The sequence below is a fragment of the Stenotrophomonas sp. FW305-3-2-15-E-LB1 genome (genome assembly GCF_058787375.1).
Genome location: NZ_JBYSZR010000004.1, coordinates 20,425 through 34,132, shown reverse-complemented (window position 1 = coordinate 34,132; position 13,708 = coordinate 20,425). Strand labels below are relative to the sequence as shown.

Annotated in this window: 13 protein-coding genes; 8 read left to right on the top strand and 5 right to left on the bottom strand. The window is 68.8% G+C overall.

The annotated features are described in order from the left end of the window. Positions 1 to 21: 21 nt before the first annotated feature. A complete protein-coding gene (gene gloA / locus AC3WL7_RS04555) occupies positions 22 to 540 on the bottom strand; it encodes a lactoylglutathione lyase (RefSeq protein WP_079223476.1) in 519 nt (172 codons plus the stop codon). A 125-nt stretch (positions 541 to 665) separates the two neighbouring features. On the opposite strand from gloA, the gene AC3WL7_RS04550 reads away from it, so the two are divergent. Beyond that, on the top strand, positions 666 to 1,778 hold the full coding sequence (locus AC3WL7_RS04550) for a PLP-dependent cysteine synthase family protein (RefSeq protein ID WP_108758881.1): 1,113 nt from the start codon (positions 666 to 668) through the stop codon (positions 1,776 to 1,778). 170 nt (positions 1,779 to 1,948) lie between these two features. Here AC3WL7_RS04550 and AC3WL7_RS04545 read toward each other — a convergent pair whose 3' ends face one another. Beyond that, positions 1,949 to 2,353 (bottom strand): hypothetical protein, encoded by a 405-nt coding sequence (locus tag AC3WL7_RS04545; RefSeq protein ID WP_079223472.1) that lies wholly within the window; start codon positions 2,351 to 2,353, stop codon positions 1,949 to 1,951. Between the two features lie 163 nt (positions 2,354 to 2,516). On the opposite strand from AC3WL7_RS04545, the gene AC3WL7_RS04540 reads away from it, so the two are divergent. Continuing rightward, positions 2,517 to 4,547 carry a M3 family metallopeptidase gene (locus AC3WL7_RS04540; RefSeq protein ID WP_492749498.1) on the top strand — a complete coding sequence of 677 codons (2,031 nt, stop codon included), beginning with the start codon at positions 2,517 to 2,519 and terminating at the stop codon, positions 4,545 to 4,547. Between the two features lie 217 nt (positions 4,548 to 4,764). Here the strand turns inward: AC3WL7_RS04540 and AC3WL7_RS04535 are convergent, their stop codons facing one another. Further along, positions 4,765 to 5,568: an SDR family oxidoreductase gene (locus AC3WL7_RS04535; RefSeq protein WP_492749497.1), complete on the bottom strand. Its 804-nt coding sequence runs from the start codon at positions 5,566 to 5,568 to the stop codon at positions 4,765 to 4,767. After that, positions 5,565 to 6,131, bottom strand: a complete 567-nt coding sequence (locus AC3WL7_RS04530; RefSeq protein WP_492749496.1) for a DUF1415 domain-containing protein — start codon at positions 6,129 to 6,131, stop codon at positions 5,565 to 5,567. The genes AC3WL7_RS04535 and AC3WL7_RS04530 overlap by 4 nt, the downstream gene beginning before the upstream one ends. 195 nt (positions 6,132 to 6,326) lie before the next feature. Here AC3WL7_RS04530 and AC3WL7_RS04525 point away from each other — a divergent pair, with 195 nt between their 5' ends. From AC3WL7_RS04525 to AC3WL7_RS04515, 3 genes are all read left to right on the top strand, one after another. Continuing rightward, positions 6,327 to 7,793 carry a benzaldehyde dehydrogenase gene (locus tag AC3WL7_RS04525; RefSeq protein WP_492749495.1) on the top strand — a complete coding sequence of 489 codons (1,467 nt, stop codon included), beginning with the start codon at positions 6,327 to 6,329 and terminating at the stop codon, positions 7,791 to 7,793. Positions 7,794 to 7,810: 17 nt separating this feature from the next. Next, positions 7,811 to 8,938, top strand: coding sequence for an NAD(P)-dependent alcohol dehydrogenase (locus AC3WL7_RS04520; RefSeq protein ID WP_492749494.1), 1,128 nt, complete (start codon positions 7,811 to 7,813; stop codon positions 8,936 to 8,938). Positions 8,939 to 9,062: 124 nt separating this feature from the next. Next, entirely contained in the window at positions 9,063 to 10,148 is a 1,086-nt protein-coding gene (locus AC3WL7_RS04515) for a helix-turn-helix domain-containing protein (protein ID WP_492749493.1), read from the top strand. Between the two features lie 160 nt (positions 10,149 to 10,308). Here AC3WL7_RS04515 and AC3WL7_RS04510 read toward each other — a convergent pair whose 3' ends face one another. After that, positions 10,309 to 10,791 (bottom strand): YajQ family cyclic di-GMP-binding protein, encoded by a 483-nt coding sequence (locus tag AC3WL7_RS04510; protein WP_079223459.1) that lies wholly within the window; start codon positions 10,789 to 10,791, stop codon positions 10,309 to 10,311. 90 nt (positions 10,792 to 10,881) lie between these two features. Between AC3WL7_RS04510 and AC3WL7_RS04505 the strand changes: the two genes are divergently transcribed. The 3 genes from AC3WL7_RS04505 to AC3WL7_RS04495 all read left to right on the top strand — a co-directional run bounded on the left by AC3WL7_RS04505 (position 10,882) and on the right by AC3WL7_RS04495 (position 13,673). Continuing rightward, entirely contained in the window at positions 10,882 to 11,778 is an 897-nt protein-coding gene (locus tag AC3WL7_RS04505; protein WP_492749492.1) for a DMT family transporter, read from the top strand. A gap of 201 nt (positions 11,779 to 11,979) precedes the next feature. Then, positions 11,980 to 12,987, top strand: a complete 1,008-nt coding sequence (locus tag AC3WL7_RS04500; RefSeq protein WP_079223455.1) for a methionine ABC transporter ATP-binding protein — start codon at positions 11,980 to 11,982, stop codon at positions 12,985 to 12,987. Further along, entirely contained in the window at positions 12,984 to 13,673 is a 690-nt protein-coding gene (locus AC3WL7_RS04495; protein ID WP_079223454.1) for a methionine ABC transporter permease, read from the top strand. Before AC3WL7_RS04500 ends, AC3WL7_RS04495 begins: the two co-directional genes overlap by 4 nt. Positions 13,674 to 13,708 lie beyond the last annotated feature (35 nt).

Sequence of the window (13,708 nt, the reverse complement as noted above, 5' to 3'; positions counted from 1 at the left end):
GCGAGCGCCTGGCGCGGCCGGTCAGGCGTTGGCGATGATCTCGACCCAGTAGCCGTCCGGGTCCTTGATGAAGGCGATGTTCTTCATGCGGCCGTCGGTCAGGCGCTTCTGGAACGGCACGCCCAGGTCTTCGAAGCGCTGGCAGGCCGCTTCCAGTTCCGGCACCGACACGCAGATGTGGCCGAAGCCGCGCGGGTCGCTGTTGCCGTCGTGGTAGACCGGGCCGTCCTGGGTCTCGGTGCCGTGGTTGTGGGTCAGCTCGAGCACGCCCGGCAGGCCAGCCATCCACACGCGGCGGGTGGCATCGTCCTCGGGCACGGCCACGCCGGCCGGCACGTAGGCCAGGAAGTACAGGCTGAACTGGGCTTCGGCGAAATCACGCTTGTCGATCAGCTGGTAGCCGAGCACGCGGGTGTAGAAGTCCAGCGAGGCGGTGATGTCCTTGACCCGCAGCATGGTGTGGTTGAACACGAAGCCGTGGGTTTCGGCCGGGGCCTGGGCAGCCACGCCGGGGATATCGCGCAGGGCGGGAAGGGTCATGGGGGAAAGTCCTTCAGACAGGGCCGTGTTGGCCGGATGGGGCCATTCTACCGGCCGCCACCTGACGGCACTGCGACGTACAATGGACGGATCGCACCGTTCCGTCCTGACAACGATTGCCCGCCATGTCGCAGCGTGAATGGGTGGCCGCCGCCATCCGCAAGATCGAAGCCGATTTCAACCGTTCCGCCGATACCCACCTGATCCCGCTGGCGCTGCCCGGGTTCGATGGCATCGACGTGTACCTCAAGGATGAATCGAGCCACCCCACCGGCAGCCTGAAGCACCGGCTGGCACGCTCGCTGTTCCTGTACGCGCTGGCCAATGGCTGGCTGCGCGAGGGGCGGCCGGTGATCGAGGCCTCCAGCGGCTCGACCGCGGTGTCCGAAGCTTACTTCGCGCGCCTGCTGGGCCTGCCGTTCATTGCGGTGATGCCGGCCACGACCTCGCCGGAGAAGATCGCCGCGATCGAGTTCCACGGCGGCCGTTGCCACCTGGTCGAGCGCGCCTGCGACCTCAACTGCGATTCGGAACGGCTGGCCCGCGAGACCGGCGGCCACTTCATGGACCAGTTCACCTACGCCGAGCGGGCCACCGACTGGCGCGCCAACAACAACATCGCCGAGTCCATCTTCAAGCAGATGGCCGAGGAGCCGAGCCCGATCCCGGAGTGGATCGTGTGCAGCCCCGGCACCGGTGGCACCGCGGCCACGCTCGGCCGTTACGTCAGCTACCGCCGGCACGACACGCGCATCCTCTGCGCGGACCCGGAAGTATCGGTGTTCTTCGATGGCTACCAGGCCGCGGTGGCGGGCGAGCCGGACTGGCGCGGGCTGACCTGCAGCGGCGGTTCGCGGGTGGAAGGCATCGGCCGGCCGCGGGTGGAATCGAGCTTCATCCCGACCAGCGTCGATGCGATGGTGAAGGTGCCCGATGCACTCAGCCTGGCGGCGATGCGCCATGTCAGCCGCCAGATCGGCCGCCGTGTCGGTGGTTCCACCGGCACCAATTTCATCGGCGTGCTGCAGGCGGCGCAGTGGATGCGCGAGGCCGGCCACCAGGGCAGCATCGTCAGCATTCTGTGTGATGCCGGCGAGCGCTACGCGCACAGCTATTACGACCCGGCGTGGTATGGCCGCCAGGGCATCGATGTGGACGGTGCCGACGCGCAGCTGGCCGCAGCCGTGGCCGGGCAGGGCCTGCCCGCGCTGCCGTGGTGCAGCCTGGAAGCGTTGTAACGCGGCAGGCTGCACGAGCCTCGACCGGTAGAGTCGACTGTTGGTCGACTGCTCTCTGCTCAGACCGCGAAAATCCCGCGTTGCACGCGATAGTCGACTAACAGTCGACTCTACCGGTCACCGGTCACCGGTCACCGGTCACCGGTCACCGGTCACCGGCCCCTCGGCGCTCAATACCCCGCATCCATGTAGGCATCCAGCAGGATGTCGCGAAGTGCGTCGGGCAACGCCTCGATGTCCATCGCGCGGTCGTCCTGGTGCAGGTGCGGGTCCAGCACGCTGGCGCGGCCCTGGGCAAGCGCCTTCAGCCACAGCAGCACGCAGATCACGAACTCGCGCTCGTGCCCGGGCTGCAGGCGGCTGGCACCGCGTTCGATCACTTCGAACGGATACCATTCCTGCGTTTCACTGAGCCGGCCGCCCTGGCGTTGCAGGGCTTTCAGCTGGGCGAGGTGGCGCGGCGCATCGTCACCGGCATCGCACAGCGCGGCGATCCATGACAGCTCGTCCGTGGTGGCCGTCAAGGCCAGCGAACGGGCGGATGAGGCGGTGGTGCTTGGAGCCAGACCTTCCATGTGGGGCCTCCTCGTGACGTACCGCTGCGGTCTCCCCCGCACCGCCAGCTTCGGCGCGGGCCCGTAAGGCCGACGTGAATGCCCACCCCCTTGTCTGGCGGCCCCGCCAGCGCCATATCGACAGGGCTGCCCGCCAGCCGGGCCCGTTTCCTGGAGATCTGCCGTGACCGTTGCCAACCCCTTGCTCGATGCTTCCGGCCTGCCGCCCTTCGAGGCGATCCGCCCCGAGCACGTGGGGCCGGCGCTGGATGTGCTGCTGGCCGAGGCCGAAGCCGCCGTCAGCGCCGCCGAGCAGGTGCAGCCGGTCCGCTGGGAGACCTTCGTGACCCCGCTGGACGATGCCACCGAACGCCTGTGGCGCGCCTGGGGCCTGGTCGGCCACCTGCAGGGCGTGGTCAACACCCCCGAACTGCGCGAGGCCTACAACAACAACCTGCCGCGGGTCACCCGCTTCGCCAGCGCGCTGGGCCAGAACCTGGCGCTGTACCGCCAGTACCAGGCACTGGCCGCCAGCCCGGAAGCGGCCAGCTTCGACGAGCCCCAGCGCAAGGTGCTGGAAAACACCCTGCGCGATTTCCGCCTGGGCGGTGCCGAACTGGACGCCGACGCGCAGCAGCGCTTCGCTGCGATCAAGGAGGAGCTGTCGGCGCTGTCGGCGAAGTTCTCGCAGAACGTGCTCGACGCCACCGATGCCTGGTCGCTGATCGTGGAAGACGAAGCGCGCCTGGCCGGCGTGCCGGACGACGTCAAGGCCGCTGCGCGTGCCTCCGCCGAAAAAGACGGCAAGACCGGCTGGAAACTGACCCTGCAGATGCCGTGCTACCTGCCCGTGCAGACCTGGGGCGAGGACCGTGACCTGCGCGAGATCCTGTACCGCGCCAGCGCGCAGCGTGCATCCGAATTCGGCGACGAGGCGCTGGACAACGGCGGCAACATCGACCGCATCCTCGCCCTGCGCGCGGAACTGGCCGCACTGCTGGGATTTGCCTCCTACGCGGATTACTCGGTGGCCACCAAGATGGCGCAGGACCCGGCCGAAGTGCTGGCCTTCCTGCGTGACCTGGCGGCCCGTGCCAAGCCGTTCGCCGGCAAGGACCGCGCCGAGCTGGAACAGTTCGCTCGCGAGCAGCTGGGCATCGACAGCCTGCAGGCCTGGGACCTGGCATTCGCCGCCGACCGCCTGAAGCAGGCGCGCTACAGCTATTCCGAGCAGGAGGTGAAGCAGTACTTCACCGAGCCGAAGGTGCTGGGCGGCCTGTTCTCGGTGATCGAGCAGCTGTATGGCCTGCGCGTGCAGGACGACAGCGCGCCGGTGTGGCACGAGGACGTGCGTTTCTTCCGCCTGGTCGATGCGCAGGGCGCGCTGGTCGGCCAGTTCTATCTGGATCTGTATGCGCGCGAAGGCAAGCGCGGTGGCGCGTGGATGGATGATTGCCGCAACCGCCGCGCGCGCGCCGATGGCAGCGTGCAGACGCCGCTGGTCTACCTGGTGTGCAACTTCGGCCGCGGTGCCAACGGCAAGCCGGCCACCTTCAGCCACAACGAAGTGACCACCCTGTTCCATGAAATGGGCCACGGCCTGCACCAGCTGCTGACCCGTATCGGCGAACTGGGCGTGGCCGGCATCAACGGCGTGGAATGGGATGCGGTGGAGCTGCCCAGCCAGTTCATGGAGAACTTCTGCTGGGAATGGGACCACCTGCAGGGCATGACCGCGCACGTGGACACGGGCGAACCGCTGCCGCGCGCGCTGTACGAGCGCATGCTGGCCGCGCGCAACTTCCACAGTGGCATGGCCACCGTGCGCCAGCTGGAATTCGGCCTGTTCGACATGCTGGTGCACAGCCAGTTCGAACCGGCGCAGGACAGCGTGCTGGCGCTGCTGGACCGCGTGCGCAGCGAAGTGGCGGTGAACCATCCGCCGGCCTGGAATCGCTTCCCGCACCAGTTCAGCCACATCTTCGCGGGTGGATACGCGGCCGGTTACTACAGCTACAAGTGGGCCGAGGTGCTCAGCGCCGATGCCTATGCGGCGTTTGAAGAAGCGCCGCAGGCGCTGGCCGAAACCGGTGCGCGCTTCCGCGATGAGATCCTCTCGCGTGGTGGCAGCCGCCCCGCGGCGGAGAACTTCAAGGCGTTCCGCGGCCGCGCGCCGCAGATCGATGCGTTGCTGCGCCATTCGGGCATGGCGTAACCGCGTTGGTGTCATCCACGCATGGCGTGGATCTACTGGAACCTGCCTTGATTGGCACGTCGTCGCCATTCACGCATCTGCCGGCCAGCGGCCGGCACTACCGACCGCGGGCGCGACCGACGGTCCGTCCCGGTAGCGCCGGGCCATGCCCGGCGAGCGCGCAGCGCGGCGCGGCAAAAAGAGCCGCCGGGCGTGGCCCGGCGCTACCGCACGCCGGTCATTCGGCGTAGATCATCTTCCGGGTCACGCCGCCGTCGACGATGAAATCCTGGCCGGTGCTGAAACCGGACAGCGACGACAGCAGGTACACCGCCAGTGCGCCGATGTCCTCGGGTTCGCCCACGCGGCCGACCGGGTGCTGGCCGTGGTCGGTGGCCGAATAGTCCGGCGCATGCCGGCGCGAGGGCGCCTGCCAGGCCGTGGTGCCGATCCAGCCGGGGCTGATGCTGTTCACCCGCACCGCAGGGCCAGCGCTGATCGCCAGTGCATGGGTGAAGGCCACCAGCCCGCCCTTGGCCGCGGCATAGGCTTCGCTGTTCGCTTCGGACTGCCAGGCGCGGGTGGAGGCGACGTTGATGATCGAACCGGCCGTACTGGCTTTCAGCGCGGGCAGCGCGTGCTTGCTGCACAGGAACGCGCCATGCAGCGAGGACAGCCGCCGCTGCCACTCGTCCCAGTCCATGTCCTGCAGTGCGGTGCCGTGCGGGCCAGCGATGCCGGCATTGTTGACCAGGCCATCGATGCGGCCAAAACGCTGCTCTGCCACGCCGATGAAGGCGCGCACGCTGGCTTCGTCGGCGATGTCCAGGCGCTGGAACGCGGCATCGTCGCCCCGCTGCCATTCGTCCAGGCAGGCCTGGCCCGCTTCCACGTCCAGATCACCGATGAGCACGCGGCCACCGGCGCCCAGCACGGCCTGGGCGATGCCACGGCCAATGCCGTTGGCACCACCGGTGATGAGCACCACCTTGCCCTGCAGCGGTGCCGCCGGCCACGCGGCGATGGGCGGGGCCGCGCTCATGACAGGTCTTCGCCGCGCAGGCGACGGTGCCAGCCGGCCACACCGATGCGGTCCAGGGTCTGGATGTTGCGCTCGACGATCACGTCCGGGTCCGGGAAGGCGTCCACGGCGCGCTCCACGCTTTCCTCGCGCAGCAGGTGCAGGGTGGGGAAGGGCGCGCGGTTGGTGTAGTTGCTGGCATCGTCGGCGGCCACGCCATCGAACTGGTAATCCGGATGGAAGCTGGCCACCTGCAGGATGCCCTGCAGGTCCAGCGCCTCGATGGCGGCGTCGGCGTTGTCCAGGAAATCGTTGTAGTCGAGGAAATCAGTCAGCACCTGCGGGTGCACGATCAGCGTGGTGTCGATCTGCTCGGCCGGGGTATCGCGCAGCAGCACCAGTTCCTCGGCCAGCTGTTCCACCAGCGCTTCGGACGTGGTGGCGTCGCTGAGCACGAAGCGCACCTGGTCCTTCACGTATACCGCCTTGGCGAACGGGCACAGGTTCAGACCGATCACGATCCGCTCCAGCCACAGTCGGGTGGCGGCGATCGGGTCGTCGGTGGGCAGGGCGGTGTCGGTCATGGCGGGCGCTTCGGCTGGCGGGGGCCGCCATTGTAGGCAGTCGTCCGGCGTCGCGGCGTTCACTGTCCACGCACTGGACAGTGGCGATGCTGGAAAGTCCCATCCATTCAAGCGCTTGCCGATATCGCACCGATGGCCGATTGCCTGCGCGGCGGGCCAGACGTGCAATGGACGCACGACACAGGAGGACACCCCATGACTCCATCTTCCCCGTGGCTGCCGGACGAACTCTGGTCCGGCGCCTTCTTCGACGGCCAGTGGCAGGCCGCCACCCAGCGCCAGCCGGTGATCGAACCGGCGACCGGCCAGACGCTCGGCGAGGTCGGGCTGGCCGACGCCGCCCAGGTCGCCACCTCGGCCGCCGCTGCGGCGCAGGCCCAGCAGGCCTGGGCGGCCGCCCCGTACGAACAGCGCGCCCAGGTGCTGCGCCAGGCCGCGCGACTGGCCGAAGACAACATCGACACCCTGGTGGACTGGCTGGTGCGCGAAAGTGGCTCGACCCGCCTCAAGGCCGGCTTCGAGGCCAAGGTGACCATCAAGGCGCTGCACGAAGCGGCCGCGCTGCCTTCGCGCAGCACCGGTGAAATCCTGCCGTCCGAACCGGGCCGGCTGAACCTGGCCCGCCGCCGCCCGCTGGGCGTGGTCGGGGTCATTTCGCCGTTCAACTTCCCGCTGTACCTGGCCATGCGTGCGGTGGCTCCGGCCATTGCACTGGGCAATGCCGTGGTGCTCAAGCCGGATCCGCGCACGGCGGTCTGCGGCGGCGCGGTCATCGCGCGCCTGTTTGAACAGGCCGGGCTGCCGGCCGGCGTGCTGCACATGCTGCCCGGTGATGGCGCCGCCGGTGCCGCGCTGACCAGCGACCCGCACGTGGCGATGATCCAGTTCACCGGTTCCACCGCCGCAGGCCGCAAGGTGGGCGAAGCGGCTGGCAAGCACCTGAAGAAGGTCTCGCTGGAACTGGGTGGAAAGAATTCGCTGATCATCCTCGACGATGCCGACCTCGACCTGGCCGTGGCCAATACTGCCTGGGGCGTGTACCTGCACCAGGGGCAGATCTGCATGGCCACCGGCCGCGTGCTGGTGCACAGGAAGATCCATGCCGCGTTCCTGGAAAAGCTGGTGGCCAAGGCGAAGTCGCTGAAGGTGGGCGACCCGGCACGCGAGGACGTGGCGATCGGCCCGCTGATCAATGCCACCCAGCGCGACCATGCCGCCCGCGTGGTGGCCGACGCGGTGAAGGCCGGCGCCACGCTGGAAGCCGGCGGTACCCACCAGGACCTGTTCTTCGCGCCCACCGTGCTCGGCAACGTGGCCGCCGACAACCCGGCGTTCAACGAAGAGATCTTCGCGCCGGTGGCGGTGGTGGTGCCGTTCGATGATGACGACCAGGCCGTGCAGCTGGCCAACGACAGCGAGTACGGCCTGTCGATGGCGATCGTCTCCAGCAACGTCGGCCGCGCGCTGAAGCTGGGCGAGCGCCTGCGCACCGGCCTGCTGCACATCAACGACCAGACGGTGAACGACGAAGTGATCAATCCTTTCGGCGGCGTCGGTGCGTCCGGCAACGGCACCAGCATCGGCGGCCCGGCCAACTGGGAAGAGTTCACCCAGTGGCAGTGGCTGACCGTCAAGGGCGAAGCGCCCGCCTACCCGATCTGATCGAAGGAACCATCACGATGAACGACAACACCGCAACGCGTGAGATCACCGCCGCCGTGGTCCGCGGCAAGGAACAGCCCTTCGTCATCGAGCAGGCGCGGCTGCGCGGCCCGCAGGACGACGAGGTGCTGGTGAAGGTGGTGGCCACCGGCCTGTGCCATACCGATCTGATCGTGCGCGACCAGTACTACCCCGTGCCGCTGCCGGCGGTGCTCGGCCATGAAGGCGCGGGCATCGTTGAAGCGGTGGGCCCGAACGTGCGCGATCTGAAGGTGGGCGACCACGTGGTGCTGACCTACGGCGCCTGCGGCCACTGCAATCCCTGCCGCAGTGGCCACGGTGCCTACTGCAAGGATTTCTTCGGGCTCAACTTCGGTGGCGATGATGGCCACGGCCACACCGCCATCACCGATGCGCAGGGCCAGCCGCTGCACGATCATTTCTTCGCGCAGTCCTCGTTCGCCACCTTCGCCATCGCGCGTGAGATCAACGCGATCAAGGTGCCCGACGATGCGCCGCTGGAACTGCTGGGCCCGCTGGGCTGCGGCATCCAGACCGGTGCCGGGGCGGTGCTCAATTCGCTGAAAGTGCGCTCGGGCAGCAGCTTCGCCAGCTACGGTGCCGGCGCGGTGGGCCTGAGTGCGGTGATGGCGGCCAAGGTGGCCGGCGCCACCACCATCATCGCCATCGACGTGGTGCCTTCGCGCCTGGAGCTGGCGCTGGAACTGGGCGCGACCCACGTGGTCAACAGCCGCGAAACCGATGTGGTGGAAGCGGTGCGTGCGATCACCGGTGGCGGTGCGGATTTCGCGCTGGAATCGACCGGTCGCCCGGAGGTGTTGTCGGCCGGCATCGAGGCGCTGGGCGGGCTGGGCATGATGGGCGTGGTGGGTGCGCCGAAGCTGGGCACCACGGCCAGTTTCGATGTGAACAACCTGCTGCTGGGCGGGCGCAGCATCCGCGGCATCGTCGAAGGTGACAGCGTGCCGCAGGTGTTCATCCCGCAGCTGGTGACGCTGTTCCTGCAGGGGCGGTTCCCGTTCGACAAGCTGGTGAAGTTCTATCCGCTTGAGCAGATCAACCAGGCGGCCGAGGACAGCACGCGCGGGATCACCCTGAAGCCGATCCTGCGGATCGCCGCATAACCCCCGGTTGCCGGCCGCTGTTGGTGGGTGCCGACCGTTGGTCGGCACTGCAGTTGGTGGGTGCCGACCGTTGGTCGGCACGGCTACGCGGGCATGCCATGCGCGGGTGTACTCTGCTTCCATGATGGCCACGACAGTCGGGCAACAACAGCTGGTCGCCGCGCGTGCTGCGTTCGCGGAAGGCGATGTGCAGTCCTTGGCCATGTTGCCGCTGCCGCTGCAGCACTCGTGGCAGCGTTCGCGCGCGGCCGGCGTGCAGCCGGGGCAGGAGCCTTACTACCCGCCGCTGCAGGGCGATGGCCTGCGCCTGCGCGATCCCGGAGACCGGCGGCTTGCGCGCTGCGTGCAGCCCGAGCTGGAACAGCTGTGGGCCGCTTTCGGTGGCCGTGGCTGGACGATGTTCTGCGCCAACCGCGAGGGCCTGGTCATCGCGCAGCAGGCGCATGGCCTGGAAGATGCGCCGCTGCTGCGGCCGATCCAGGTCGGGCGGCGGTTGGGTGAGGCCGAGATCGGCACCACCGCGCCGGCGGTCAGCCTGGCCGACGATGTGCCGGCGCTGGTGCGCGGCAATGAACATTACCTGCAGCGCTTCGCGCCGGTGTTCTGCCTGAGCGAGCCGCTGCATGACCTCGATGGCCAGGTCTGCGGGGCGATCGACATCACCGGGCTGGGCGAACGTGATCCGGCGCTGCTGCAGGGCTACTTCCGGCAGGCCGCGCTGGCCAGCGAGAACCGGCTGTTCCAGGGCCTGGCCGATGTGCATCTGCTGGCCGTGCAGCACGATCCGCGCTGGCTGGCCACGCCGCTGCAGGGGCTGCTGGCGGTGCAGGACGATGGGCAGCTGCGGGCGGCCAACCGGGTGGCGCGGCGCCTGCTGGGCCTGCCGCGCCGTGGGCCGTTGCCGCTGCTGTCGATGCAGGCGGTGTTTGCCGGCGCCAGTGCGGCGCAGCGCCGTCGCCTGCTGCAGCCCGGGCCGGCGCATCGGGTGCGGCTGGGCGAGGGCAGTGCGGTCTACCTGCAGCACCTGCGGGCACCGCGTGCATTGCGCACCCGGGCAGCGGCCACGGTGGCCGTGGCCGACGTGCCACTGCGCCAGCAGCAGCGCGAAGCCGCACGGCGTGCGGCGCAGGCGGCCGAAGGCAATCTCAGCCTGGCCGCCCGCCAGTTGGGTATTTCGCGCACCACGCTGTACAAGCTGCTGCGCGATTGAGCGGGCAGTCCGCCGGGCATGGCCCGGCGCTACCGCGGCGGCCCGGGGCGCGCCGGGTCATCAATCGCGCGATCCCCCGGGTAGCGCCGGGCCATGCCCGGCGGCATCCATCAATCGTGCGATCCCCCGGGTAGCGCCGGGCCATGCCCGGCGGCATCCATCAATCGCGGAAGTTGTTGAACTGCAGCGGCAGCTCGAACTTGCCGGCCTTCAGCACCGCGATGGCGTCCTGCAGGTCGTCGCGCTTCTTGCCCTGCACGCGCAGCTTGTCGCCGTTGATCTGGCTTTCGACCTTCAGCTTGGCTTCCTTCAGCGCGGCAGCGATCTTCTTGGCGATCTTCTGCTCGATGCCCTGCTTGACGGTGATCTTCTGCCGGGCCTGGGCCAGGTTGGTCTCGATGTCGCCGAACTCCAGGCTCAGCACGTCGATGCCGCGCGCGGCCAGGCGGGCGCGCAGGATGTCGTTCATCTGCTTGAGCTGGAACTCGGTCGGTGCGGACTGGTTGATGACATCGCCCTCGCGCTCGAACTTGGCTTCCACGCCCTTGAAGTCGAAGCGGGTGGCCAGTTCACGGTTGGCCTGGTCGATGGCGTTGGTCAGTTCGTGGGTGTCGACTTCAGACACGACGTCGAAGGAAGGCATGGGCTGGCTCCGCGGAATTCAGTGGCCGCCATTCTATCGCGGCGCCCATGCCCGGCGCCCGGCCGGCCACGCGGTCGGCGATAATGGGCCATGAACGCGCAACGCTCCCCCTCTCGCGCGGTGACCTGGATGGTCGCCGCCGTGGCCTGCTTCTCGCTGATGGACGCCGGCATGAAACAGCTGTCGTCCAGCTATCCGTCGCTGGAAGTCACGTTCCTGCGTGGGGCCGCCTCGCTGCCCTTCGTGCTGGTCTGGGTGCTGGCCAGCGCCGGCCCGCGGTCGCTCATCCCCCGCCGGTGGGGCCTGCACCTGCTGCGCGGCGGCCTGGGCATGGCGATGATCGGTTGCTTCGTGTTCGCCCTGCGCGATCTGCCGCTATCCACCGCCTACAGCATCTACTTCGTAGCCCCGCTGCTGATCGCCGCCCTGTCGGTGCCGCTGCTGGGCGAGCGCGTCGGGCCGCGGCGCTGGGTGGCCATCGGCGTCGGCCTGCTGGGGGTGATCGTGGTGCTGCGGCCGGGCGTGGATGGTTTCATCTCCATCCCCGGCCTGATGGTGCTGGCGGCCGCCACGGCCTATGCCATCGCCGCGATCACCGTCAGCCTGCTCACCCGCACCGATACCTCGCAGTCGATGGTGGTCTGGTTCCTGGTCATCATGGCCATCGGGGCCGGCCTGTTGGCATTGCCGGGCTGGGTGCCGCTGCAGCTGGCCCATGCGCCGCTGATCGCCGGCATGGGCCTGGCCGGTGCGCTGGGGCAGATCGCCCTGACCCGCGCCTTCCAGCTGGGCGAGGCGTCGATGATCGCGCCGCTGGAATACAGCGGCCTGGTCTGGGTGATCGGCTGGGATCTGGCCTTCTGGGGCCAGCTGCCCGACGGCTACACCTGGGCCGGCGCAGCGATCATCGTGGCCTCGGGGCTGTACCTGCTGCACCGCGAGCGCCTGAACCGGGTGCAGCCGCCGAAGCCGCTGGACCATCCCTGAACCCGGAGGTAGTGCCGGCCGCTGGCCGGCAACGCCTTCTGCGGGAGAGCTGCCGGCCAGCGGCCGGCACTACCGGTTGCGAAGGTTCACGGCAATCTTAGAACCAAAAGGAATAACATTCTGGCCCAAGGCGCAGGCGCGCAACCGCCGGCGCTGGTAGGCTGCACGCCCCTTCCATCGCCCCGCCGGTGAGCCACGCCCGTGATCGAGTTCCAGCGCCTGCACAAATCCTATGCCGTTGCCGGCCGCCAAGTCAGCGCGCTGCAACCGCTGGACCTGACCATCGAGGCCGGCGAAGTGTTCGGCATCATCGGCCATTCCGGCGCGGGCAAGTCGACCCTGATCCGCATGATCAACCGCCTGGAGGAACCCAGCGGTGGGCGCCTGCTGATCGGCGGCGAAGACATCACCGCGCTGGATGCCGACGGGCTGCGCGCGCTGCGCCGGCGCATCGGCATGATCTTCCAGCACTTCAACCTGCTGTCCTCGCGCACCGTGGCCGGCAACGTGGCCTTCCCGCTGGAACTGGGCGGCATGGCCAGGGCCGAGATCGACGCGCGCGTGGCCGAGCTGCTGCAGACCGTGGGCCTGCAGGACCACGCGGCGAAGTATCCGGCGCAGCTGTCCGGCGGCCAGAAGCAGCGCGTGGGCATCGCCCGGGCGCTGGCGACCCGCCCGCAGATCCTGCTGTGCGATGAGGCCACCAGTGCGCTCGACCCGCAGACCACGGCGTCGGTGCTGTCGCTGCTGTCGAAGATCAACCGCGAGCTGGGCCTGACCATCGTGCTGATCACCCACGAGATGGATGTGATCCGTCGCGTCTGCGATCGCGTGGCCGTGCTGGATGCCGGGCAGCTGGTGGAAACCGGTCCGGTCACGCAGGTCTTCCTGCACCCGCAGCACCCGACCACCCGCCGTTTCGTCAGCGAATCGGAGCATGTGGACGAGGGCACGCTGCACCGTGATTTCGACGTGGTCGGCGGCCGCATCGTGCGCCTGACCTTCCTCGGCGGCGACACCTACGAGCCGTTGCTGGGCAGCGTGGCGCGGCAGACCGGCGTCGACTACAACATCCTGTCCGGCCGCATCGACCGGATCAAGGACACCCCGTATGGCCAGCTGGTGGTCGCCCTGGTGGGCGGTGACCAGTCCGCCGCGCAGGCCGCGTTCGTGGCTGCCGGCGTGCACGTTGAGGAACTGCGCCGATGATCGTCGCCACTGCTGAAGGTTTTTTCCGCCACCTGGATGCGGACAAGTGGGTGGATATCGGCAAGGCCACCATCGAGACGCTGCTGATGATGGCCGGCTCGCTGCCGCTGACCCTGGCCATCGGCCTGCCGATGGGCGTGCTGCTGTATGTGTTCGGTGCGCCGCAGATGAAGCGCCGGCCGCTGGCCTATGGCGTGCTGGCGATCGTGGTGAACCTGCTGCGCTCGGTGCCCTTCATCATCCTGATGGTGGTGCTGATTCCGGTGTCGCTGTGGTTGATGGGCCAGTCGATCGGCGTGCTCGGCACGTTGCCGGCGCTGGTGATCGGTGCGGCGCCGTTTTATGCGCGCCTGGTGGAAACCGCGCTGCGCGAAGTGGACCGTGGCGTGGTCGAGGCGGCGCAGTCGATGGGCGCCACCACCTGGCAGCTGGTGACCCGGGTGCTGCTGCCCGAAGCCCGTCCGGGCCTGATTGCGGCCGCTACGGTCACCACCGTCGCCCTGGTCGGCTTCACCGCCATGGGCGGCGCGATCGGTTCGGGCGGCCTGGGCGACCTGGCGCTGCGCGAAGGCTACCAGCGCAACCGCACCGACGTGGCCCTGGTCACCGTGGTGGTGCTGCTGATCCTGGTGCAACTGCTGCAGATGCTCGGCGACCGCCTGGTCGCGCACTACACCCGCAAGTAACACGTCTCAGGTAGTGCCGGCCGCTGGCCGGCAAC